The organism is Acetobacter sacchari (genome assembly GCF_017377715.1).
Lineage (GTDB): Bacteria > Pseudomonadota > Alphaproteobacteria > Acetobacterales > Acetobacteraceae > Acetobacter > Acetobacter sacchari.
The window spans coordinates 39,844-63,297 of the sequence record NZ_JAFVMF010000020.1 but is presented as its reverse complement, the minus strand read 5'-3'; the positions used below and the strand labels follow the sequence as shown (position 1 = coordinate 63,297).

Here is a 23,454-nt window from a genome sequence, read left to right as displayed (position 1 = left end):
GCGTCCACATCCAGAGCTTGAATCACATCAGACCGATTTTCCAAACAGGCTCTAAAAGCTTCAGGACCTCTTTTTGCGCGTCGGATTTATTTCCGGCTCTTTTGATGCCATCATCAACATCGGCATCTCTGGACTTATTTTCGCGGTCCCATCGGCGAGTAACTTTACCCGTAAGACGATCAAATCCTTGTTCCAATCGAACTTTGACACCATTGGGCACTGCATGCCATACGGAAGGCAGATTACCGGCAACATATCCAGTTAATGCAGCGGTAAAATCTATAGTCACGGTATTACTCCCAGCTGAACAAGCCCACCGGCAAAGGAGGCGAGTCACGTGCCCCCACAGACTGTACAATGATAGGCAAAATTTAAAGGGGCAAACAATCTATGTGTATGACATTATTCATTTGCGCCATCACATGAAATATTTTGGAAATCGATCAATCAACATGAGTCAGAAGAAAAAATGACGTTTGACGATTATGTAAAAGACGAAAACAGTGAAAAAAACTTCTCAGGTTTACAAAATTTCCTTGATGAAGAAGTGTTCTTTAACATCCCCAATGCGGCGAATTTCGAATCTGCCAATCTTCAGGAAGCCGGTCTGGACGGCAGGCTTGAGATCAGCACCGCCACAGTAGATCAGGGAAAGATGACATTATTTTTTACAACCAATACGAACGATAAACTAATACGCCCGTTCGGCGGTATTCCCTTCAGGGACGCGTTATCAATGACGACAAGGTTCGACGACGCTGACGGTCTGCTTTTGCACAGCAGTGTAAACTCCTGGATCATCATCCCCAAGGAAGCTATCGGCGATATGCTCCCGTCTACTTTACGCTCAAGAACATACCGCGGGTGACATATCAGAACGCTTCAGTCATCTCGTGAACACTTTCTGCCAAGACGCGGCAGAATCCAACGCGATGATAAGGGCTGCGTCTAACCTTCGATGGTTCTATGCTCCATTCGCAAGAAAGAAATTCTCAATAATATAACCTCACCAGCCCCCTGCTGGCGGCCGAGGCGGCGTCACCCGAACAGATTTCCGCAACCGCACCACGATCCGGTCCAGCGCCGACAGAAACGTAGAACGGTCCGCCCTGGAGAACGGCGCGCTGCCTGTCGTGATTGTCCCGGTCGAGCGCAGATCGTCCATCAGGTTACGCACCGCCAGCGCCATGCCGATGGCGTCTCCGTCCAGTTCGCGGCCCTTGGGCTCCAGCACGCTGGCCTTGTTCGCGACGCAGCGCGCGGCGAGGGGAATGTCGGCGGTAATCACCACGTCGCCCGCGCCCGCGCGCTCGGCGATCCAGTCGTCGGCGACGTCGGGGCCTGCGTCAACGACGATGCGCTCGATGCCCGGCTGGTCGGGAACGGCGATCAGCCGGTTCGAGACGACGAAAACGCCAAGGTTGTAGCGCGCGGCGACGCGGTAGACCTCATCCTTTACGGGGCAGGCGTCGGCGTCGATGAAGATGCGTGTCATGGCCCTGTTCTGCCGCCGGGGCGGGGGCTGTGTAAAGCGCGGCGCAAGCGCGCTATCATGGGACCGCCATGACCGACACCCTGATCCGCCCCACGCTGCGCCGCCTCTCGGAAGCCACGATCAACCGCATTGCGGCGGGCGAAGTGATCGAACGCCCGGCGGCGGCGCTGAAGGAACTGGTCGAGAACGCGCTCGACGCACGGGCGGGGCGGATCGGGATCGCGATCGCCAATGGCGGATCGGACCGCATCGTGGTGAGCGACGACGGGCTGGGCATGACGCCGGACGAACTGGCGCTGGCGGTGCAGCGGCATTGCACGTCGAAGCTGACGGACGAGGCGCTGGTGCGTATCTCGACGCTCGGCTTTCGTGGGGAGGCTCTGCCGTCTATCGGCGCGGCGGCGCGGCTGAACATCGTCTCGCGCGTGCGCGGCGCGGACAGCGCGTGGCGTATCCGCGTGGAGGGCGGGGTGATCTTTCCGCCGGAGCCCTGCGCTGGGGAGCCCGGCACGACGATCGTCGTGGAGGATATGTTCTTCGCCACGCCCGCGCGGCGGAAGTTCCTGAAAAGCGCACGGGTCGAGGGCTCTCACGCGGAGGCGGCTATGCGGCGCCTGGCGCTTGCCGCGCCCGATGTCGCGTTCATGCTGGAGGTCGACGGGCGCACGGTGTTTGATCGCCCGCCGGAGGAACCGCTTGCCCGCGCAGCGGCGTTGCTCGGGGTCGAAGACGCTGACGGGCTTCTGGAGCTTGATGGCGAGCGCGGCTCGATGCGCCTGACAGGGTTCGCCTGCGGCCCTTCGGTACACCGGCCGACGACGGCGGGACAGTTCATGCTGGTCAACGGGCGCCCGGTGGTCGATCCGCTGCTGCGCACGTCGATCCGCGTCGCCTATCGCCGGGTGATGGAGGCGGGGCGTCATCCCGTGGCGATGATCAGCCTGACCGTGCCGTATGATCAGGTGGACGTGAACGTGCACCCCGCGAAGACCGAGCTGCGCTTCGCCGATGAAGCCGGGGCGCGCTCGCTCGTCATCGGCACGCTGACGCGCGCGCTTGGGCTTGGGGCGGGCGTGGTCGGTGTGCGTCCGTCTTTCGCGCCCAGCCGCCCGCAGCGCGTGTTCTATCCGCCCGAGACGCCTGTCCGGAATACTGGCTTCGCAGAGGCGACGCTGGCGCTTAACACGCAGCCGCAGGCGCGGCGGTTTTCGCAGGAACCACCGACGTCGGTGGCGAGCCCGCAGGTTGTAGCAAGCCCGGAAGCATCCCTGCGCGCGCGGTTCGAGGATAACGTGGCGGCGGAAGGCGCTGCGGCGCCCGCCGTGGACTTTCCTCTTGGCGCGGCGGTCGCACAGGTGCTCGACACCTACATTCTGGCGGTGACGGCGGATGGGAGCCTGATCCTTGTAGACCAGCACGCGGCGCATGAGCGGCTGACCCATGAAGCGTTGCGTGAACAGCTGCTGTCCGGCGCAGTGCGGGCCCAGCGGCTGCTTATCCCCGATGTAATCGACCTTCCGCGCGGCCAGGCGGAGGCGGTGCTTGCCAGATCCGCTGCTCTTGCGCGTGTCGGGATTGATGTCGAGGGATTCGGCGGCGGCTCCATTCTGGTGCGTTCGCTGCCCGATCTGCTCCGGGGCGCGTCTGCGGTCGATCTGCTGCGCGATCTTGCCGAGGAGTTGGATGCCGACGATCAGGCGGCGATCGAAGAGACACCGACGCTGGATGGACGTCTGGACGCCGTGATCGCGCGCATGGCGTGTCACGGGAGCATCCGCGCGGGGCGCACGCTGGGTATGGAGGAGATGAACGCGCTGCTGCGTCAGATGGAGGCGACGCCGCGCGCGGGCACATGCTCGCATGGGCGGCCGACATGGGTTCGGCTGACGCGCGCTGATCTGGAGTTATTGTTTCGCAGGCATTGATTGGGCCATTAGCGCGCTGCGCCTCTCACTTTCATTGCGGTTGATTTGGCAACGCTGTTCACGAAATTTCGTTCGCCTGACCGCAGGACGCTGTTTCATTTGTTCTCGGAGTGGCGGATTTTCTCTCCAACCTCTGCGCTCAGAGTGGTGTCGTCATGCGTTCAACCACTCACGACGCCCGGCGTAACTTTCTCGTGGCCAGCTTCATTCTTTCCTCGATTTCCGTGAATATAATTATGCGTTGCAATTGGTTCGCATAGCCTGACAGTTTTTTTAGATTTCTTATTTGATGACTTTTTCAAAAAATTTCATTCCAAAAAATACAATCGTTGAAAGAGCTTTCAAAAGGCAATAATTATCTCAACTGTATATTTGAAGGAGCAATTTTTCCATGAAGACATCCAGGTCAAGTGCGTCGCGCGCACTCGCTGCTGTCACGATGCTCGCGCTTCTACCCTCTTGCGAAAGTGCTACAGAGCGCGTCCTGCACAAGGAAGACCACCTCGCCGCCGCTGGATTTGCAGCCAGACCCGCCGACACGCAACAGCTACAAGCAATGCTTAACCGTCTGCCACCGCATCGTTTCGTTCGGCGGGTGCGCAATAATTCCGTGTTCTACGTCTATGCAGATCCCACTGCCTGCGATTGCCTTTATATAGGAGATCAGGCGGCTTACTCTCAATATCAGCAATACAGACAGCAAAAGATGCTGGCTGATGAGCAGGAGATGACAGCCGGAGAATATCAGGACGCCAGTTGGAATTGGGGGGCCTGGGGACCCATGAATGGCCCCGGTTGGGGCGGGTGGAACCCCTCATGGAATCAGGCCTGGGGAAACTGGGATCCTGGTATGGGCGCGTATAATTCTGGCTGGTGAACCATCGGCCTGAGTTTGTAATGTCCACCGCAGGGACCATCCGCATTATGTCTCTGCGGTGAAGATATTTATAACGTACGTGAATAAGAAAAATGATTTACGCAGATAAATTATACCTTATCTTCGGTGTTTTCGTTTGCAAAAAACAGGAAAAATCAAATTGCTTACATAAACATGCACTCCTGAACGCCTCAATCCATTTCTGAATCGTGTTGTTTGTCAGGTCCCGTGCTCTGAAATTGAGCTTTATTTATGAATAAAACCTTCGGTTTTCGTAAAACATATAACGTAAAGAATTTATCAACTTGATTTTCGTAAATTTACTGCTTTTTACACCGATGGTGTCAGAGGTTATATTTTACAGAATATTCTACAGAGGCAATGAACTGTCAGATCGAAAATATCGCGATTTCTCAAATCTGCGCGGCAAAAGCCGTAACGATCCCTGATTATTAAACACTTCATCGTTCTTTTTTCGATGATTCTCCATCACTTGATGTGAGCATGATAGCTCAGCCCTACTGACCACTCATCTGAAGTGTCACGGAATTTTGTAGGTAGTTTCTGCAGCCATCAAGCCGCTCTCAATTAGCTGTGCAGACGATTATGATAGCCACTCACCTGATTTTCGTATCAAGAATCTCCTAAAATATTCATAACATTTAAAAAATTGATATAATAAATTACATTATGTTACTTTTGGAAATTTACTCACGGTTGCCACATTGGCATTTTTTCATCTAAGCAAAATTGATATTGATTATCATTTGCGTTGGAAATTGCAGTGACCAGGAAGACCGTGCGCCCTCTTTTCGTTTCAACCCGCTTTATGTTGTTGACGTCAGGCATCTTGTTCGCCGGGCACTCGCTGGCAGCGACCACGCTCGAAAACTCAGAAAAGAGATATGACCCCCAACACACCCATAAAAACCGTCACGACAAAGAATTTAATGGAGCGCATAAGCACCGGAGAGATATTTACAAAAATACGCAGTCCCCGGGAGCCGAGCACATTCTGGTCAAAGGCGCCCAGGATACGTTGAATACATACACGATCAAAAGGACCTCCGCCGCCACCGGACTCCCCTTAAGTTTACGTGAAACACCACAAACCGTAACGGTCATCACGCGTCAGCTTATGGACGATATGCAGATCAACACGCTTGATGACGTCATGAATACAACAGCCGGCGTCACATCCTATCAAGACGACAACGCTGGCCGGACCACCTATCGCGCACGTGGCTTCGACATCACCAACTATCGCATAGACGGTATGCAAGTGAACGGGACAACCGGGTTCAGCGGCGCTGGCTCCGCAATGAATATGGACTTGTATGACAACGTTCAGATCATTCGCGGCGCCAACGGCCTCATGGGCGGCACCGGCGATCCGTCCGCCACCATTTACCTTGAACGCAAACAACCAACCAAGACCGAGCAAGTGAACGCGATGCTACGGTTAGGTAATTGGAACGACCATCGCGTCATGCTCGACGTCAACAAGCCGCTGAACAAATCGGGCACGATCCGCAGCCGCTATATTTTTACCTGGGAAGATTCCGACACCTTCCGTCAACGTGAAAGCCTTTACAATATCGGCGCACTTGCCAATTTCGCGGCCGATCTGTCTCGCCGAGACACAGTTAACTGGGGTTTTCAGTACGAAAAAACCCGAGATAACGGCGCCTCCTGGGGAACGAATGTCCCAATTTGGTACGCGAACGGCGCCAGAACCAATCTTCCACGCAGCACCAATCCGGTGGCGAACTGGAGCTTTTCCGAGGAAAATACGTTATCCGCATTTGGAAATTATGATCACAAATTTTCGGATAACTGGCGACTGAGAGCCAGCTACATGCACACCTGGGCTGGAAATTATCAGAATCTCGGTAACCTCAAGGTCAATAATGGCTCCAAAAGCACCGGCGGATACGCAGGATTTTGGAACGAAGACGGAACAGGCGCATATCTGAACGCCCTTCATGCAGAATACAACGACCAACGCGACACTGCTGATATCCGTCTGACAGGCCAGTTTAAAGTCTTCGGCCGTCCGCAGACCCTGGTGTTCGGATTCAACGGTTATAGCGATGAGCTGACCACGTGGACGTTCAGCAACGCTCTAGGCAATTGTAACATCGCGAATGTCGCACCCTATTCTGCGTGTCAGTACCGTTCGACAGGCCTCTCCGTCGCAAACTGGAAAACGTGGGACGGAAGCTACGCCAATTTCAGAACCCACCGAACCAATGCGCGCGAAGTCGACGTGACCCGGAATTACGGAGCTTACGTCAGCGGGCATTTCGTTCTGGCAAAGGGGCTTAGTCTGATTCTGGGTGGCCGCATGAGCTCGTATCAATACTACTCAGGCACCTACAATGCAGCGAACGCCTACACGGCCTCGTCCGGGTCCATGAATCAGAACGCCGTCCTCACGCCATATGCTGGTCTTGTTTACGACTTCGCCAAGAATTTTTCAATTTACGGCAGTTACACGACTATCTTCACTCCGCAATCGGCCGATCGTGACGCTGACAACAAGCCGCTGCCACCTGTTTTGGGCAAGAGCTACGAAACCGGCGTAAAGGGGGAGTTCTTCGATAATCGATTGAACATGTCACTCGCGTTTTATCTGAACAAACAGGATAACGTCGCCAAGACCACCGGCCTGACAAATACGATCACCGGTAACACGATCTACACCACCGCCAACGGCGTTACGACCGAAGGGGTGGATTTCGACGTGTCAGGTCAGATCACCCCAGGGTGGAATGTTCTGTTCGGATACAGTTACCTGCAGGAGAAGGGACTGGGTTATCAGGAGGACCCTCACAATCTGATCAAATTGAACACCACGTACACCTTCAAGGGGAAGCTGCATAACCTGACCATCGGCGGCGGTTTCACGACGCAGACCAGCACATCGTGGCCTGTAAATCCCGGTCGACCATTGGGGAATGGGAAGTATGATGCGTCCAACCTCTATCTGAACGGTTACACGCTCATCAATCTTATGGCCCGTTACCGTCTCACGAACTGGCTCAGCTTGACTGGCAACATCAGCAATTTGACGGACAAAACCTATTACCGCCAGGCGGGATTCTATGACGGCGCCATCTACGGCTCGCCGAGAACGTTCTATTTCACGCTGCGAGGACGCTACTGAGCCCTGACTCGCGGCTCCCTTCGGCTCCACCGATATTCTATCAACCCCACAGCCTGAGCTATCCGCGCCTGAAGCTCTGCTGCTTCAGGCGCAATGACGAGTAGCCAACCTGGGGCGCCTGATTTCGAGCGCTCTTCCGCAAGGCGCCGCCCCTGATACGCATACCCTACATCATAACACCGAGCATCAGCGTAGCCACAATATGACGGCCCCGTCATTAGATTCACTCCAGAGTTACAGAAGCACGATTTCAAATTATGCAGCGCAATCAATCATGGATGCGCCCGAAGTATAGCGCCCTGCAATTTCGTCTTACATATTTCCGGCGCTATTGCCTCATGAGCAGCGCTTAGTGCGAGCGCTCCGGACCTGGTCCGTAATCGTCACGCATTGCGCGGCCAGCGCCAGACCTTTATCCCTCCTCCGTATCGTTATGATTTGGAGACGTCACCGTGAAACCTCTCGCCATCGCCCTGACCATCGCTTCGCTCTGCGGCGTGGCGCATGCCGAAACCGCCCCGGTTTTCGTCATTCACGGTGGTGCGGGCGTAATCCGCAAGGACATGACGCCGGAACGCGCGAAGGCTGTTGAAGACACCCTTCGGGAGGCGGTTCAGCAAGGTTATGCAACCCTTAAAGCTGGCCGCCCGGCCGGGGATGCAGTCACGACGGCAATCCAGATTCTGGAAAACGACCCGAATTTCAATGCCGGCCGCGGCGCAGTGTTCACGCATGATGGCAAGAACGAAATGGACGCGGCCATCATGGACGGCTTCACCCGCAGCGCAGGAGCAGTAGCCGGCGTCCATCACATCAAGAACCCGATCCTCCTCGCGGAGGCCGTGATGCTCCATTCGCCGCATGTGCTGCTTGTGGGAGAGGGCGCCGAAGCCTTCGCCCGGACGCAGGGCTTTGCGATGACGCCGGAAAAATACTTCTGGACTCAGCGCCGTTGGAACCAGCTCCAGAGCGCTCTCAAAGATGATGCTGCAGGGAAGCAACATTCCGAGATTCCACTCGACCGCCATTTCGGCACCGTCGGCGCTGTTGCGCTGGACACACAAGGACATCTCGCCGCAGGCACCTCAACCGGTGGTCTGACAGACAAACTCTACGGACGCGTTGGGGACTCTCCTCTTATCGGCGCGGGTACCTATGCGGACGCCCACTGTGCGATGTCGGGCACCGGCTGGGGCGAATACTATATTCGCACCGTGGCCGCTCACGAGGTCTGCATGCGGGTCGGCGCCATGCACGAGCCACTGCAACAGGCCGCCGAGGACGTGGTGAATCACGAAATCACGCAGATGGGCGGCAATGGCGGCGCGATCGCTCTCGACGAAGCAGGCCACATCGCCATGCCGTTCAACACGGACGGAATGTATAGAGCCTGGATCGGGCAGGACGGCGTCACACATGTCGCGATTTTCAAAGACGAAAAATAGGGTCTGGCGCAGCTGACGTCAGCTGCATCGAGTTCGCACAGGTTTTGCCACCCCTTTGGCGCCACAATGACTTCGGTAGCAAACCCTCGTGCGGGGAGCGGTCGATCCCCGGCGATCAGTGGATTTCCCAAAGTTTTTACGGGCGTCTTCTCTTCAAGCACGCCGCGCAGGATGCAAAACATAGCGCATGCGCGCGCAAGGAGGGCTCTGCCTGCCGCCCTTTTGCTCAATAGAGCCTCAGGCAGCTCCCGCTAAAGTGTTCCAGACGGCATCGTCTTTGGTTGCGTAGGGCGCCCGGCCCAACGCGCAGGCCACGAAAATACAGACCTCGCTACACAACAACGGTCGATAGAAACGCCGCGGCGAAGTGACGCGGCTTGAATACGGCGCTCTGTAATATCCCTCTGGCGGCAGCGGTACGGTTGCTACTTCGACAGGATATGGGCCAACGTCGCGAAACACCTTTCGAGGCTACTGGCGATCAATCAGTGGCCAGCATGATGGCAGACCTTCGATAGCACTCGCCTCTTTTTCGTTCGACACGCAGTCTGCAGATTCTTCGTAGCGTCGTACCATGAAACATCAGGGCAGTTCTTCGGATACGTTGAAATTCGCGCTTATCGCAGCAGCGATGGCCTCGTCCTGAGTATGACCATATGCTTGACAGGATAAAACATTTAATGTTTGTGAAAATAATATTTCACAATTATTTTTGGTAAAATAAATGACCGCATACCGGACACTGGACCCCGAAGGCGTCAAACACTTCCTCGCCGCTCGGCGAGATCTTGCCGAACGGCTGGGCGGCGAGGCGCAGGATTGGACCGTGCGCGAGGTCAGCGACGGCAACCTGAACCTTGTATTTCTCGTGTTCGGGCCATCGGGAACGCTCTGTGTGAAACAGTCCCTTCCGCATGTACGCGTCGATCCCGATTGGAAAATGCCGCTCGATCGCACTGCGTTCGAAGCCGCCTGGCTACGGCGGATCGAGCCGCTTGCCCCTGGCCTGACCCCGGCATTCCTGGACTTTGACCCGGAACAGTTCGTACTGACGATGGAGTGTCTGAACGGTTTCGTCACTTTGCGGGAGGCTTTGAGCAAAGGCGCCGATCCGATTGCTCCCTCCCGCATTCTCGGCGGTTTCGTCGCCAGATCGGCGTTCCTGACTTCATATTTCGCACAACCATTCGAAGCGGTGGCGCCGGATCTCGCGTTCTTCTCAGGCAATACGACGCTGACCCGCATCACGGTCGATCTCGTTTTGACCGACCCTTACCGGGAGCATCCGCGCAACCACTGGCTTCCCGCGCTCGATGCGGACGTCGCCGCCATGCGCGCCGACCCACGAATCATTGCAAGAATAGGCGCATTACAGGAACGCTTCCTGACGACGCCGCAGGCTTTATTGCACGGCGATCTTCACAGCGGCTCAATCATGATTTCTGACCGGGACGTGCGTGTGATCGACGGGGAGTTTTCCCTTTATGGACCCATCGGTTTCGATTGCGGCCTGTATCTGGCTCATCTGGCCGTTGCCCACGCAGCGACGAACGACGTGGCCCGCAAGGAAGCCCTGACCGCCGCGATCAGGACGTTCTGGCGGACATTTTGCTCGGACTTCCTTTATCTTTGGAAAACGCAGGCGAACGGAGCCGATCTTTACACCCCGACGACATTTTCCAACGCGCCGCATGAACTGGACACCCTGCGCGCGCACTTTATCAGCGGGGTGTTCCACGACGCCGCCGGTTTCGCCGCCGCCGAGATCGTGCGACGCCTGATCGGTTACGCCCAGACATCAGACTTCGACCACATCCAGGACGAGCAGTCCAAAGCCGACCGTCAGCGCGTAGCGTTGTCTTTCGCGTGCGACCTCCTGCGAGACGCGCCCGCGGACATCGACGCGTTTACGGAAAGGCTTCGCCAAGATACGGACCTACCCAGCACGACGTCGCCGGAGACGACATGAAGATAACGATCAGATCGGCGAAACCCGAAGACGAGACCACGGTAACCACCCTGTGGCGCGCTTGCGGCCTCGTCACGCAGCAAAACGACCCGGCAGCAGATTTCCGCTTCGCACAAGGCCGCGAAACATCCGAAGTATTGCTTGGGGAAGACGAAAATCAGACCACTATTGGCACCGTCATGGTCGGTCACGACGGCCATCGAGGCTGGCTTTACTACGTCGCGTCATCCCCTGACGCACGTGGCGTCGGCATCGGCCGGAGTCTGGTGAGCGCCGCCGAGGCGTGGCTACGAGACAGGGGCGTGCTCAAGGCGCAGTTGATGGTGCGCGAGACAAACACGGGCGTAGTTCCATTCTACGAACGGCTGGGGTACGAGACGGCCCCCCGGATCGTCATGGGAAAATGGCTTTAACCACGAAGGTCGGCGCGTGCCGGTTCCCGGACCTCCGCGCTCCTACCCTGCCCGCAACGCCGGCATGACTGGCAGTGTGCGGATGCGTTGTCCCGACGCTGCGAAAATTGCATTCACCAAAGCTGGCGCCGCAGCAGCCGTACCGGTTTCGCCGATCCCGCCGGGGTCTTCAGAACTCGGGACGATATGAACTTCGATCTTCGGCGCCTCGTTCATGCGAATCAAACGCCACTGATTGAAGTTTCTTTCCTGAACGCGACCTTTTTCAAGCGTGATTTCATTGAACAACGCTGTGCCGAGACCGAAGATCATCCCGCCCTCGATCTGGGCCACGATCTGATCGGGGTTCACCGGTTGCCCGCAATCCACCGCCACAGTCACCTTCACGACCCGAACTGCGGAAGGATCGCTCATATCGACCTCAACAACCGTGCCGAGATACGAACCGAACAAAAACTGCGCCGCGACGCCACGGCCATGTCCGGGCGGCAGCGGAGAACCCCATCCCGCTTTTTCCGCCGCCATATCAAGCACGACCCGCGCGCGGGGATGCTCGTGGATCAATTCCCGACGATAGGCCACGGGATCGACTCCGGCTTTCGCTGCAAGTTCGTCGATGAAGCTCTCGACCACGAACAGGCCGCGCGTTCCCCCGACCCCACGCCACCAGGCCGTGACGACGCCGGGCGCCTCTCGCCGCACATAGTCGAGGCGCGAAGCCGGATAAGTGTAGGGGGTGATGGCGATCGCCGCCGCGAGATCCTCGTCAAAGCCGTTGGGCGACAGGCCCGCAGGCTCCCAGCGGGCGACGACGGCTGGTCCCACCACGCGAAACTCCATCGCCGTGATGCGCCCGCGCGCATCCAGACCCGCACGCACGCGATCGACATAAGCGGGGCGGTAGCGGTCGAGCGTGACGTCCTCCTCCCGGCTCCAGACGATTTTTAGGGGATATGAAACCTGGCGGGCGAACTGCGCCGCTTGCGTGACATATTCGTGCTCCAGCCGCCGACCGAAACCGCCGCCAATATACTGGCCATGCAATTTCACCGTTTCTTTTGGCAGGCCCGTGATCGTCGCAACGGAATCGCGCGCCCATATCGGCACTTGGGTTCCGACCCACACATCGGCGCCATCCGGACGCACATGGATCGCGCAGTTGATCGGCTCCATCGTGGAATGCGCGAGCAACGGCTGCTGATAAACGGCCTCAAATCGCGAAGCCGCGCTTTGCATCGCCGCTGCTGCATCGCCACTGCTTTTCGCCACGATCGGGTGCGAGTCGTTCAATCCGTCATGCAATTCGGCATAGACGCGGGCGGTGTCCACCGTCGCGTTCGCGCCCTCCGACCATGTGACGGCCAGCGCCTCCAGCCCCTTCTTCGCCGCCCAGTAATGATCGCCGACGACGCAGACGGCGTTGTCGATCTTCAGTACCTCGCGGACCCCCGGAACCTTCAGCGCGGCTTCTCGGTCCATACCCCGCACAACGCCGCCCATGACGGGGCAGGCGCTGACCGTCGCGAACTTCATCCCCGGCGCGCGGACGTCGATGCCGTAGACCGCCTTCGCCTCGACCTTGGCGCGGCTGTCCACGCGATGGCGCGCGCGGCCGATCAGCTTCCATGCGTCCGACTTGCGCAGCGGTGGATTCTTCGGCGGAGACACCCGCCCGGCCTCCGCCGCGACCTCAGCATAGGTCAGAGTCCGCCCGGTCGGGTCGTGGTGGATAACGGCTGCGTTGGTCGAGCATTCGTCAACGGGACATTTCCAGCGTTCCGACGCAGCCTGCACCAGCATGATGCGGGCCGCCGCGCCCGCCTGCCGCAGGGACGTCCATTCGAACACGGTGGACGTCGAACCGCCGGTGGCCTGCGTGCCCATGTCCTGCGCGACATAAGCGTCGTCCGGGGGCGCTGCCTCCAGCGCCACCTGATCAGGTTCGACATCCAGTTCTTCGGCGATCAGGACCACGGAGCCCGTGTAGATGCCCTGCCCCATCTCGACGTTCGGAAGGATCAGGGTGATTCCGCTTGCGTTTGACGCCGCTATCTCTGGCGCCGCGATGCGGATATAGGCGTTCGGCGTGAAGGCGGCTCCGAACGGTTCGGTCAGCACGCCCTCGTACAATCCAGATGGACGCTGCGCCGAAGAAGAGCGCGGCAGCAGACCCGCCACGATCAACCCTGCGCCCCCGACGAGCAGTTTGCGACGAGAGGTGGTGGACGGGGATGGAGCAATGAACGTCATGGAGTGCGCCCCATCCGCAACGTGTCGCCGATGAGCGGATTATTGAAACAGGCTCCGTCACCGCGCACCGCAGCGCTGCCGCGCCGGGTAATCGGACGATTTTCGGAGTCAGCCTCTCTGGAGCCGTACTGCTGCGTCATGCGCGAAGAACCCGGTTTGTGTCAGCGCCGCCCTGCATGGACTTCTCGTCGGCATGCATGCTGTTCGCGCTCCGTCCTGCCTATCATTAACAGAGCGAACAGGTCTGTCGACACAAGAGAGGGAGGGGCGCCGACACCACAAAACACTAAATATTATCGTTTAAATATTTTTACACATTGAGTTTGTGATTAAATGTTGACTCTCACCATATTTCACGCGAGATTGTCGCAGTCGGTCCAGACGGGCAAGACGGAGACAAAAACATGATGAAGCGAATGTGCCCCGCAAGGCGATGTAGCGCCTGATCCCTCATTCGGCCGCCCCGCGTTGGACGGGTCCGTCAAATCGGGGATTCATCTGTTTTCAATTCGTTATCGGATTTTCCGAACCCGTATCAGGGATTTTTGACATGCAAACTTCAACGATCGTCGAGGTCGACGGCGTATTCGTCGGCGCCGCTGTTCGCCGCTTCGACGCGGAAGCGCCCCGGTTTTACGCGACCCATGACAGCGTGCGTGCTCTTCATGATGAAATTTCGCCCGATATCGCCACTCTGACAGCGAGGGTCGCGCATCAGTTTCGACGCGCCCGGTCCCTCGGTTGCGGATCGGCTGGCAGAAACTGATCCTTTCCGCCACGGTGAGCCCCTAATGGGCGCATTGCACGATAAAAAAACGTAAAACAGACACGCAGTGTTACGAGGGAGACAGGCATTGACGACACGGCGCACATCTTCCCTGAGTCTCCGGTCTGACCGTGCTTCGGCGTCTGGCGCGGCATCAGTCGTCGGTTCCTGTCGATCCAATAACACCACGGCCGCCGTTGAAGCACGCACCGCTGCGGTAAATCTGCGGAGCATCGTCGCCATTGCCGGGGGAGTTCTGGTTTTGGCAATCGCCCTTGGCCTGCACACGCAGCCGGCCTTGCGAGATCTTGGCGACGCAACGGCAAGTTTTCTCACACTGTAGGCGCAGCTATTAAACATCCGGAGCTACACTCAGGTCCGACGCGTCATCTGTCGCCGATCCCACTTAATACGCCAGTAAACCTTCCCCGCCATCATACGTTACACAATGAGGCGTCAAGCGGAAGGGCACATCACGATATGGAGTTTCAGGATCATGACCCGGCGAGGGAAGTCCAACTTCATGCAACGACGGAAATCAAAACACTCCGCAAACACCTGAAGCAATTCGCTTCCACCGACCCTGTTGTTTTGGCGTGGGCTGAGCATTGTGCGGCGAATCTGGCTGGAGACAACCAGACAACTGAAGATATGATCCGCCTGTCCGCCACAGTTCTGGGACTGATTCTGGACGCTGATCTGGAGGCTCGGGCAAGAGTCCGGGAGAGCATGCCTCGCGAATGGTGCACGGCGCTGTAACTGGCCGGCTGATCGCGTTTTCAATCGGGTATTCTGAAACGTCGAATGTTTTGGCTGAATGCCCTGCGTCGCAGTGACCACACTCAAGACCAATAATCGGCGCCACCAAATCGGCGTCGGGCAGAGTGGTTTGCGCCACCCCACCCGACGATGAAAAGTTAGTCCTGGTTGCCCGAACGCTCGCGCTTCTTGCGCTCATGCGGGTCGAGGTAGCGCTTGCGCAGGCGGACCGCCGACGGCGTGACTTCCACCAACTCATCGTCCTCAACATAGGCGATCGCCTGTTCAAGGCTCATCTTGCGCGGCGGAATCAGAAGCAGAGCCTCGTCCTTGCCGGCAGCGCGGATGTTGGTCAGCTTCTTCTCACGAACCGAGTTCACTTCCAGGTCGTTCTCGCGCGAGTGCTCGCCGATGATCATGCCGACATAGACCTTCTCGCCCGCAGTCACGAACAGCGTGCCGCGATCCTGCAGCGAGAACAGCGAATACTGCGTCGTCGCTCCGTCTTCGGACGAAATCAGCGAACCGTTGCGACGGCCCTCAATCGTACCCACGTACGGCTGATAACCCGCGAACAGACGGTTCATGATGCCCGTGCCGCGCGTATCGGTCAGGAACTCACCATGGTACCCGATCAGGCCACGTGAAGGGATCAGGAACGTCAGCCGAACCTTGTCGCCGCCAGACGGACGCATGTCCTGCATCTGGCCCTTGCGGAGCGACATCTTCTCGACGACCACGCCCGAATACGGCTCATCCACGTCAATCAGGACTTCCTCGAACGGCTCTTCCCGTTCGCCGGTCTCGGCGTTGGTCTGGAACAGCACGCGCGGACGACCGATCGTCAGCTCGAAACCTTCTCGGCGCATCGTCTCGATCAGAACGCCAAGCTGAAGTTCGCCGCGACCGGCGACTTCGAACGCCTCGCTCTCCGGGCTTTCCGACACGCGGATGGCGACGTTGCCCTCCGTTTCCTTGAACAGACGATCACGAATCTGGCGCGACGTGACCTTCTTGCCTTCACGACCGCCAAGCGGGCCATCGTTCAGACGAAACGTCATGGACAGGGTCGGCGGATCGACCGGGATGGCCTTCAGGGCCTCGGTCACTTCCGGCGCGGCGATGGTTTCCGGAATCGTCGCATCGGACAGACCGGCCACAGCGACAATGTCGCCAGCCTCAACCTCGTCCACCGGCACGCGCTCAAGACCACGGAAGGACAGCAGCTTCGTCAGTCGGCCTGTCTCGACCACCGTGCCGTCTTCACGCAGCACGCGAACCGGCATGTTCACCTTCGCGCGACCCTGCTCAACACGTCCCGTCAGCACGCGGCCGAGGAAGTTGTCTGCTTCGAGAATCGTCGCGACCATCGCGAACGGCTTGTCCTTGTCGAGGTTCGGGGCCGGCACATGGCGCAGCACCAGATCGAACATCGGGGACAGGTCCTTGCGCGGTCCGTCCAGTTCTTCATCAGCCCAGCCCTGACGGCCGGACGCGTAAAGCATCGGGAAGTCGAGCTGCTTCTCGTCAGCGCCGAGTGATGCGAACAGGTCGAAGATTTCTTCGTGAACTTCGTCCGGGCGGGCGTCGCCACGGTCGATCTTGTTCACGACGACGATCGGGCGCAGGCCGCGAGCCAGCGCCTTGCCGACGACGAACTTCGTCTGCGGCAGCGCGCCCTCAGCCGAGTCGACCAGCACGATCGCGCCGTCCACCATGCTGAGGATACGCTCGACCTCGCCGCCGAAATCGGCGTGGCCCGGCGTGTCGATGATGTTGATCCGCGTGTCTTTCCACACCACCGACGTGCATTTGGCGAGGATGGTGATGCCACGTTCTTTTTCAAGATCGTTGCTGTCCATTGCGCGTTCCGCCACCTGCTGGTGTTCGTGGAACGCGCCGGACTGCTTGAGCAATTCATCGACGAGCGTGGTCTTACCATGATCGACGTGAGCGATAATGGCGATATTGCGAATATCCATCGTAAGGCGGGCCTGATCTTTCCTGCGAGGGTCGCCGAGGGCGTAAGGCCGCACGACGGGTCGTCTTTGCCCGCCGTCCATAGAGGCGGGCGGCCCGGATTGCACGCGAAAGTTTATGGCGCCGGTTTTGCGCGGCGTCCTGAAGCATGTCCGCCGCCTGCCGCCAAGGCGACCTGACGACGCTTTCGCGCAGTTCGCCCCACCCCAGCCTCCGTGACTGTTTACGCCACCCGAGTCGAGCGCGCCTGATTCGCCTGCCTTCCGGTTTGGTTCAGGCGCTACGCCTCCAGCGTCGCCGCATCTGACAAAGACATGGCGCGCGGCGGCACACCCGCGACATCCACACGGAAAGCGAAAAGCCCGCCGGTCTGCGGTTCAGAGCGCAGCACGTCGTCAGCCAGCCCCTTGCGCGCCGTGGTGACGAAGACCGTTCGAAAATCCGGACCGCCAAACGCCACTTTGGTCACGTTGCGCGCCGGGATCACAATTGGCTCAAGACGCTCGCCTTCCGGCGTAAGCCTTTCGATACGACCACCACCCCAAATCCCGACCCACAATACCCCCGCACTGTCCATGGCGAGACCGTCAGGCGCTCCGTCGGCAAAGTGGCGAAACACACGGCGGCCGGACAAACCGCCCTCCGGCGACAGGTCGAAAGCGTAAATGATCCCCAGCGCGGAATCACAATGATACAGCGTGCGGCCATCGGGCGAGACCGCCGGTCCGTTACTGACAGTGTAGCCGTCGTGATGGTGGCGCAAACCCGCGTCCAGCCTCCCGCCGATGCTATAGAGCGAACCGCTCGCCGCAGTTTCAGCGTCGTTCATCGTGCCGAACCATAACCGGCCGTACGAATCAACGTGACCATCGTTGATGCGATTACCCGGCTGATCGCGCTCGACGGATAATGCGAGTGAGAACCGCCCGGTCGCGGGATCGAAGCGATAAAGCCCGTCCTCCAGTCCGCACAGCAACGAGCCCTCGGTCGTCGGTGTGAGGAAACAGGGCCTGGACGGCGCCGCCCATGAGGCGCTGCGCCCCTTAGCCGGGTCATAGCGATGGACCATGCGCCCAAGGATATCGACAAAATAGAAGCTTTTATCCGCCTCGATCCAGATGGGGCCTTCCCCCAGCTCGGCTCGCAGATCCCACACGCACACGGGCTGGAACAGGGTGTCAGGGCCATCTTTCAAAGGCGCCGGGACGCCGTCATGTCGGACGCTCATGCCTATTTCCTTCCCATCAGTTCGACGCCAAATATACCGGCCAGAGGGAAAACGGACTCCCTCGAACGCGGTTGCGGCCAAAGGCCGACGATTGCGCAGCAGGACCCGTATTGGAAAGCCCGCCTCCCTTACCTGAACGGGCTGTCGTCACATGAGCTGATGACTGGAATGGACATGCGTCCGAATAGGAAATAGGTATCATTCGCAACATCGCGCTTACGTGACTCAACACTGCCCTCACGCCCCACTGGCGGAACCATTCAGATCATGCGTCTTAACGACCTTTCGCGCGGAGCCAGCGCGATCATAGATCATATCGAAGATCGCGAACCCGGCGACCCGGTGGCGTTGCGCCTGCGCGAGTTGGGATTCGTGCCGGGCGAGCCCGTGCGCGTCGTTGCCGTCGCACCTTTCGGAGGAGATCCCCTGGCCGTAAAAATCGGCTTCACCCGCTTCGCTCTTCGGCGAGCAGAAGCGGCGCGCGTGCTTCTCAGGGACGCTGCCTGACCATGGACGCGGTGGTGCGCGAACGGACGTTGCGGGCGGCGCTGGTCGGGAACCCGAATTGCGGCAAGACGGCGCTGTTCAACCAGCTGACCGGCAGCCGGCAGAAAGTCGCGAACTACGCTGGCGTCACGGTCGAGCGCAAGGAAGGACGGCTGACGACGGCTTCCGGACTTGCTGTGCGTCTGCTCGACCTGCCGGGAGCTTACAGCCTCAACGCCACCAGCCCTGACGAGGCCGTGACACGTGACGTCTGCGCCGGACGCTATCGCGGCGAGGCTGCGCCCGACCTGCTGATCTGCGTGCTCGACGCGACCAACCTGCGCCTGCATCTTCGCTTCGCCCTCGACGTCCGCCAGCTTGGGCGACCGATGATCGTCGTCATCAACATGATCGACGCCGCCCGCCAGCAGGGGCTCGAAATCGACATCGCACGACTGCAGGCTGATCTCGGCGTTCCGGTCGTCACAGCGATCGCCGTTCGACGCGGGGGCGCGTCCGAAGTGTTTGCGGCTCTCGATCGTCCACTGCCGCCGCCGCCGCCCGTCCTGCCGCCGGACGCCGACTTCCACGCCGTCGTGCGCAAGCTTCTGCAGGACGCCGTCTCCCGCCCTGCAGTCGCCTCTGAAGCGTTCGAGGAGAAGCTTGATCGGTGGGTGCTTCACCCGGTCTGGGGCATGGCGATCCTGATCGCGCTCATGTTCCTGATGTTTCAGGCCGTGTTTTCATGGGCGCAGCCGCTCATGGACGGCGTGCAGGCGATTGTGGACCAGTTCGGCGAGCTGGTTCGGGGCGTGCTGCCAGATGGCGTGCTGCAAGGTCTGCTCGTCGACGGCGTGATTGCAGGCGCGGGCACGGTGGTCGTGTTCCTGCCGCAGATTCTGATCCTGTTCCTGTGGATTCTTACGCTGGAAGAATCCGGTTATCTGCCGCGCGCCGCGTTTCTGCTCGACCGGCTTATGGCGTCCGCAGGTCTCTCCGGCCGGTCTTTCATCCCCCTTCTGTCCAGCTTCGCCTGCGCCGTGCCGGGAATCATGGCGACGCGCACTATTCAGAATCCGCGCGACCGGCTGGTGACGATCCTGATCGCGCCGCTGATGACGTGCTCCGCGCGCCTGCCGATCTACACGCTGTTGATCGCCGCCTTCATCCCGCGAAAGACCGTGTGGGGAGTTTTCAATCTGCAGGGCGTCGTGCTGTTCGCGCTCTATATCGCCGGGATCGTCAGCGCGATGGTCGTCGCACGTATCCTCAAGCGCGGAGAGCGGGCAAGCGAACACCCGTTGTTGCTTGAGTTGCCCGCCTATCGCGCGCCCGGCCTGCGTGATCTGGCGCTCGGGCTGTGGCAGCGCGCGTCCACGTTCCTGTCCCGCGTTGGCACGATCATCGTAACGCTGAGCGTGCTGCTGTGGGCGCTGTCCAGCTTTCCGGCGGCCCCGGCGGGCGCGGCAGGGCCTGCGATCGACTACAGCCTCGCTGGCCATATCGGCCGGTGGATGCTGCCGATCTTCGCGCCGATCGGCTTCAACTGGCAGATCTGCGTGGCCTTGATCCCCGGCCTTGCGGCGCGCGAGGTCGCGGTCAGCGCGCTGGCCACGGTTTACGCCGTCGGTGCCTCGGAAGCTGACGCGGCGGCGCAACTTACCCCGTTGCTCTCCGCGCAATGGAGCATCGGAACGGCGCTGTCGCTATTGGCGTGGTATGTCTTCGCGCCGCAATGTTTCTCAACGCTCGCCGTCATTCGACGCGAGACAGGGACCTGGAAAGTCGTCATCATAGCAGCCGCCTATCTTTTCGGCCTCGCTTACGCTGCGTCCTTCATCACGTGGCACGTGGCGCTGGCCCTTGGAGGAGGACCGTCATGATCGAAACTGCGATCGTCGTCGTCGTCGTCGCCTGCTGCAGCTTCTACTGGCTGGGCCGCCTTGCGCCGTCCGCCGTTCGACCGGTCTGGCAGGGCCTTTCACGTGCTCTGGCGAGCGTAGGAGCGCCTGCCCCCATGCAACGCGCAGTCGCGGGGCGGCTCGGCACGCGATCCGGCGGATGCGGCACGTGCAAGGGCTGCGGCAAGGGCGGCGGTTGTCACTGAGACGCCGCATGCTCTCCTGCGGTTCCGCGTATGAAGCAGGATATGCGCGACCCAATGCGATCATCGTGCCCCGCCGCATACGATCGCGTTCCGAACTGCGATCCGGCGTGGTTTGAGAGATTGTCTGTTTCCCTTAACAAGCTGGCCCTGTGCGCGCTGTCGGTCTGTCTGATGGCGGTCGGGTGCGCCAGTTCAGATGGCCCTCAACAGGAAAACGCGCGGTATCAAAAACGTCTCCACGCCTGCGGCGTGAATTTCGCCCACAACAAAACGCAGAGGGGACGTTGCCTGATGCAGGCCATGCGCGAACATTATTTATGGAACAAACGGCACACCGCTTCGACAAGCCGTCGCTGAACCCTTGGAGCTCCCGAACACGGTGGCGGCGTGTCGCCGCAGGAGTCCGGATATCAGATCGCAACCGGAACTCGTTCGAAAATTCGTCCCTAATCCGGACGCCTGAAAGAAATATGGCCAGTCTGTCGATCGGCGTCGCTTCGGCCCGCGTGACGTTACGCGAGGCAGGAAGAGCCGACTACGCTCCATTTGCATGAGCTCGCAACGACGAAGTCGTGCGCGAAACGCGCGGCAGGCGCGCACGACACGCGCGTTTCGCTCAACATGTGGCCCGCCCACATACTTCACAGCGACGACGAATAATTGGGAGATACACAAATAACTCTATGTTTTTGTTGTAGATAGAAAATATTAAAAAATATTTACATTCCCCGCAGAAATTTATGAAAAATACCAGAGACCAACGGAAAATCGAATCAATATACGCAAGTATAATAGCTCACGATCCGCTCCAGAATTAGACGTCGTCGCATGACGTAACCACCGAGACCTCTTCAGGAGGGAAGCAGATCATGAATATTCCAGCTAAAGGCATAGCCTGTGCGGTGCTGTTGGCGCTTCTGAGCGGATGTGCGGTCGATGGCGGACAGAATGCTTTCTCCGCCCTGCCGCCTCAGGCTGGGGATTTTTTTATCGCCCCTGATGGTTCGACCATTCCTTAAACGGGGCGCACGTTTTCAGGCCCCGGCGCATTGAAACCGAATTCCAACAGAGGGGAACGGCGATATGCATCTGTCTGCTGCGGTTCACTACGATGCGGCCAGTCGGGGTCGACATCGTAGCGAATCTTACGCGCTCCAGATATTCACGCCTTTATGGCCACTGTTTCTCGACGGCCTTCTCTACCGCCGCAGCGATGAACTCCCGCCCGTGCCGTGTCAGATGCCCCCAACCTGCAAACAGATAGGTCTGATCTGCGTCCGGCGAGGCATAGTGCTCGGGGCCGCATGAATAGTCCTGGTTGGCGCAGCCGTCTTCGTGGATATGCGCGAATTGTCGCCCCTCGACCTGCTCAGCCTCCCCTCTCACCAGCGCATCGACGTCGAACAGCAGAACTCGCCCGTCTTGTGGCAGGGAATGAGCCAGTTCGGCGTTGTACGCGCTGGTCAGCCGTGTCGCGATTTTCAATCCGCTCTTCGTCAGGCCGGGTTGGAACGGCGTGATTCCGTCATCAATATTGTTGAGCACGACAATACGCCGCGCACCCGCCGACAGCATTCTGCCGACAAGCACGCCCTCCTCCCTCGCAGCCTTTCGGATGCGCGACTCCGCTCGGGCGTAAGCGGCGCTGCTCAACCCCTCACCCGTTGTAAACGCGCGTTGTTCAACAGCATCAACTTCGGACGAATCTTTCTGAAATGGCTTGGAAATATCGTTGATTCCTATCCAAACGATCACAGTCTGCGACGGATCAAACCCGTGATGCGCAGCAAGATGGGCATCCAGTTGAGCTGCGACCGACAGCGGTATGTGATCGGGGCCGTTTCCCGATATGGTCACCCGTGACCCGCCTTCCGCGTAATTCAGCCCGCCCATGATCCGTTTTATGTGTTCGCCGTCGGAATACAGGTAAGCCGTCTGATCATCGCCATGTCGACGTGCGAAGAGCTGACTCCACGAAGAGCCCGGCGTCGTTCCGAAAATAAAGCCGTATGCTCCTGCGTCGCTCCAGCTGTCGCCGAACGTCACGACAGAGGACGCTCCAGGCTCCGCCGCATTGGCGTAAACGGGCTGCAAGCCAAAGAGAAGGCAGGCCAGTCTGCACGAGCCCCGCAACCCTATGCGTTTTCTTACAGTCGACATTCCAGCCTTCTTTTGAAGTTCGCTCATAGTGGTCCCGAAGCTCTCACTCTCGCTTGTCTCAGCATGGCTGAAGCGCGTTAGACCATAGTCAGACGCGCGCTTTCTTCCACAGACATTCGCCGGTCGCCGCATGCGCCGGCTAAAGTCGTTCCACCCGCATCAGTTCATGGATATAGCTCCAACGCCCGTCACAACTGCACTGATCATGAGTCTGGCGGCCTTGAGGCGCCCGGAGCGAGCGAGCAACACGACAAACTTGAATAAACCGGCGCCAATCGTCACACGAAATATATCCGAATACGGAATAATCTCAGCAATCCGCCAGACCGGAAAGAGATCCTGTTCGAAAACTTCAGACGCATCTGGCCCGGACGTCAGATCCGGCGACGCCGTCACGTCGCGTTTGGCATCCCGCGCTGCGCCAA

General features: G+C 59.0%; 20 protein-coding genes. 13 read left to right on the top strand and 7 right to left on the bottom strand.

Translation table 11 applies throughout. The annotated features are described in order from the left end of the window. Positions 1-22: 22 nt before the first annotated feature. Positions 23-289, bottom strand: a complete 267-nt coding sequence (locus tag J2D73_RS16265; RefSeq protein ID WP_207882968.1) for a hypothetical protein — start codon at positions 287-289, stop codon at positions 23-25. A 180-nt stretch (positions 290-469) separates the two neighbouring features. Here J2D73_RS16265 and J2D73_RS16260 point away from each other — a divergent pair, with 180 nt between their 5' ends. Next, a complete protein-coding gene (locus J2D73_RS16260) occupies positions 470-868 on the top strand; it encodes a hypothetical protein (protein WP_207882966.1) in 399 nt (132 codons plus the stop codon). Positions 869-1,006: 138 nt separating this feature from the next. Here J2D73_RS16260 and J2D73_RS16255 read toward each other — a convergent pair whose 3' ends face one another. Next, positions 1,007-1,495 carry a YaiI/YqxD family protein gene (locus tag J2D73_RS16255; RefSeq protein WP_207882964.1) on the bottom strand — a complete coding sequence of 163 codons (489 nt, stop codon included), beginning with the start codon at positions 1,493-1,495 and terminating at the stop codon, positions 1,007-1,009. A 68-nt stretch (positions 1,496-1,563) separates the two neighbouring features. Here J2D73_RS16255 and mutL point away from each other — a divergent pair, with 68 nt between their 5' ends. The 6 genes from mutL (at position 1,564) to J2D73_RS16225 (ending at position 11,293) form a co-directional block, all read left to right on the top strand. Then, entirely contained in the window at positions 1,564-3,420 is a 1,857-nt protein-coding gene (gene mutL / locus J2D73_RS16250; protein WP_207882962.1) for a DNA mismatch repair endonuclease MutL, read from the top strand. A 391-nt stretch (positions 3,421-3,811) separates the two neighbouring features. After that, the gene (locus J2D73_RS16245; RefSeq protein ID WP_243430029.1) at positions 3,812-4,297 is read left to right on the top strand and encodes a hypothetical protein; all 486 of its coding nucleotides are present in this window, start codon (positions 3,812-3,814) and stop codon (positions 4,295-4,297) included. Positions 4,298-5,081: 784 nt separating this feature from the next. Then, a complete protein-coding gene (locus J2D73_RS16240) occupies positions 5,082-7,466 on the top strand; it encodes a TonB-dependent siderophore receptor (RefSeq protein WP_341535112.1) in 2,385 nt (794 codons plus the stop codon). 452 nt (positions 7,467-7,918) lie between these two features. Next, a complete protein-coding gene (locus tag J2D73_RS16235; RefSeq protein ID WP_341535111.1) occupies positions 7,919-8,911 on the top strand; it encodes an isoaspartyl peptidase/L-asparaginase family protein in 993 nt (330 codons plus the stop codon). A gap of 724 nt (positions 8,912-9,635) precedes the next feature. Continuing rightward, on the top strand, positions 9,636-10,880 hold the full coding sequence (gene mtnK / locus J2D73_RS16230) for an S-methyl-5-thioribose kinase (RefSeq protein WP_207882957.1): 1,245 nt from the start codon (positions 9,636-9,638) through the stop codon (positions 10,878-10,880). After that, positions 10,877-11,293: a GNAT family acetyltransferase gene (locus tag J2D73_RS16225; RefSeq protein WP_207882955.1), complete on the top strand. Its 417-nt coding sequence runs from the start codon at positions 10,877-10,879 to the stop codon at positions 11,291-11,293. Before mtnK ends, J2D73_RS16225 begins: the two co-directional genes overlap by 4 nt. A 42-nt stretch (positions 11,294-11,335) precedes the next feature. On the opposite strand, the gene J2D73_RS16220 is transcribed toward J2D73_RS16225, so the two are convergent. Next, positions 11,336-13,543: a xanthine dehydrogenase family protein molybdopterin-binding subunit gene (locus tag J2D73_RS16220; RefSeq protein WP_207882953.1), complete on the bottom strand. Its 2,208-nt coding sequence runs from the start codon at positions 13,541-13,543 to the stop codon at positions 11,336-11,338. 550 nt (positions 13,544-14,093) lie between these two features. Here J2D73_RS16220 and J2D73_RS16215 point away from each other — a divergent pair. Both J2D73_RS16215 and J2D73_RS16210 read left to right on the top strand, forming a co-directional pair. Then, complete coding sequence (locus J2D73_RS16215; protein WP_207882950.1) at positions 14,094-14,309, top strand: hypothetical protein; 216 nt, start codon at positions 14,094-14,096, stop codon at positions 14,307-14,309. A gap of 480 nt (positions 14,310-14,789) precedes the next feature. Next, positions 14,790-15,068 carry a hypothetical protein gene (locus tag J2D73_RS16210; RefSeq protein WP_207882948.1) on the top strand — a complete coding sequence of 93 codons (279 nt, stop codon included), beginning with the start codon at positions 14,790-14,792 and terminating at the stop codon, positions 15,066-15,068. A 158-nt stretch (positions 15,069-15,226) separates the two neighbouring features. On the opposite strand, the gene typA is transcribed toward J2D73_RS16210, so the two are convergent. Both typA and J2D73_RS16200 read right to left on the bottom strand, forming a co-directional pair. Beyond that, positions 15,227-17,050, bottom strand: coding sequence for a translational GTPase TypA (typA, locus tag J2D73_RS16205; RefSeq protein WP_207882981.1), 1,824 nt, complete (start codon positions 17,048-17,050; stop codon positions 15,227-15,229). 278 nt (positions 17,051-17,328) lie between these two features. Continuing rightward, positions 17,329-18,276: an SMP-30/gluconolactonase/LRE family protein gene (locus tag J2D73_RS16200; RefSeq protein ID WP_207882946.1), complete on the bottom strand. Its 948-nt coding sequence runs from the start codon at positions 18,274-18,276 to the stop codon at positions 17,329-17,331. 267 nt (positions 18,277-18,543) lie between these two features. Here J2D73_RS16200 and J2D73_RS16195 point away from each other — a divergent pair, with 267 nt between their 5' ends. The 4 genes from J2D73_RS16195 to J2D73_RS16180 all read left to right on the top strand — a co-directional run bounded on the left by J2D73_RS16195 (position 18,544) and on the right by J2D73_RS16180 (position 21,888). After that, positions 18,544-18,783, top strand: a complete 240-nt coding sequence (locus J2D73_RS16195) for a FeoA family protein (protein ID WP_026398333.1) — start codon at positions 18,544-18,546, stop codon at positions 18,781-18,783. Between the two features lie 2 nt (positions 18,784-18,785). Then, positions 18,786-20,645, top strand: coding sequence for a ferrous iron transport protein B (feoB, locus tag J2D73_RS16190; protein WP_207882944.1), 1,860 nt, complete (start codon positions 18,786-18,788; stop codon positions 20,643-20,645). After that, the gene (locus J2D73_RS16185) at positions 20,642-20,869 is read left to right on the top strand and encodes a DUF6587 family protein (protein WP_207882942.1); all 228 of its coding nucleotides are present in this window, start codon (positions 20,642-20,644) and stop codon (positions 20,867-20,869) included. The genes feoB and J2D73_RS16185 overlap by 4 nt, the downstream gene beginning before the upstream one ends. A gap of 869 nt (positions 20,870-21,738) precedes the next feature. Further along, positions 21,739-21,888, top strand: a complete 150-nt coding sequence (locus J2D73_RS16180) for a hypothetical protein (protein WP_207882940.1) — start codon at positions 21,739-21,741, stop codon at positions 21,886-21,888. A gap of 151 nt (positions 21,889-22,039) precedes the next feature. Here the strand turns inward: J2D73_RS16180 and J2D73_RS16175 are convergent, their stop codons facing one another. Continuing rightward, on the bottom strand, positions 22,040-23,056 hold the full coding sequence (locus tag J2D73_RS16175) for an SGNH/GDSL hydrolase family protein (protein ID WP_207882938.1): 1,017 nt from the start codon (positions 23,054-23,056) through the stop codon (positions 22,040-22,042). A gap of 132 nt (positions 23,057-23,188) precedes the next feature. Further along, positions 23,189-23,425, bottom strand: a complete 237-nt coding sequence (locus tag J2D73_RS16170; RefSeq protein ID WP_207882936.1) for a hypothetical protein — start codon at positions 23,423-23,425, stop codon at positions 23,189-23,191. Between the last annotated feature and the right edge of the window lie 29 nt (positions 23,426-23,454).

Bases quoted from the DNA above. Each gene is read 5' to 3' on its own strand.
- J2D73_RS16260 (WP_207882966.1), top strand. From the start codon at position 470: ATGACGTTTGACGATTATGTAAAAGACGAAAACAGTGAAAAAAACTTC.
- J2D73_RS16255 (WP_207882964.1), bottom strand. From the start codon at position 1,495: ATGACACGCATCTTCATCGACGCCGACGCCTGCCCCGTAAAGGATGAG.
- mutL (WP_207882962.1), top strand. From the start codon at position 1,564: ATGACCGACACCCTGATCCGCCCCACGCTGCGCCGCCTCTCGGAAGCC.
- J2D73_RS16245 (WP_243430029.1), top strand. From the start codon at position 3,812: ATGAAGACATCCAGGTCAAGTGCGTCGCGCGCACTCGCTGCTGTCACG.
- mtnK (WP_207882957.1), top strand. From the start codon at position 9,636: ATGACCGCATACCGGACACTGGACCCCGAAGGCGTCAAACACTTCCTC.
- J2D73_RS16225 (WP_207882955.1), top strand. From the start codon at position 10,877: ATGAAGATAACGATCAGATCGGCGAAACCCGAAGACGAGACCACGGTA.
- J2D73_RS16220 (WP_207882953.1), bottom strand. From the start codon at position 13,543: ATGACGTTCATTGCTCCATCCCCGTCCACCACCTCTCGTCGCAAACTG.
- J2D73_RS16215 (WP_207882950.1), top strand. From the start codon at position 14,094: ATGCAAACTTCAACGATCGTCGAGGTCGACGGCGTATTCGTCGGCGCC.
- J2D73_RS16210 (WP_207882948.1), top strand. From the start codon at position 14,790: ATGGAGTTTCAGGATCATGACCCGGCGAGGGAAGTCCAACTTCATGCA.
- typA (WP_207882981.1), bottom strand. From the start codon at position 17,050: ATGGATATTCGCAATATCGCCATTATCGCTCACGTCGATCATGGTAAG.
- J2D73_RS16200 (WP_207882946.1), bottom strand. From the start codon at position 18,276: ATGAGCGTCCGACATGACGGCGTCCCGGCGCCTTTGAAAGATGGCCCT.
- J2D73_RS16195 (WP_026398333.1), top strand. From the start codon at position 18,544: ATGCGTCTTAACGACCTTTCGCGCGGAGCCAGCGCGATCATAGATCAT.
- feoB (WP_207882944.1), top strand. From the start codon at position 18,786: ATGGACGCGGTGGTGCGCGAACGGACGTTGCGGGCGGCGCTGGTCGGG.
- J2D73_RS16185 (WP_207882942.1), top strand. From the start codon at position 20,642: ATGATCGAAACTGCGATCGTCGTCGTCGTCGTCGCCTGCTGCAGCTTC.
- J2D73_RS16180 (WP_207882940.1), top strand. From the start codon at position 21,739: ATGAATATTCCAGCTAAAGGCATAGCCTGTGCGGTGCTGTTGGCGCTT.
- J2D73_RS16175 (WP_207882938.1), bottom strand. From the start codon at position 23,056: ATGAGCGAACTTCAAAAGAAGGCTGGAATGTCGACTGTAAGAAAACGC.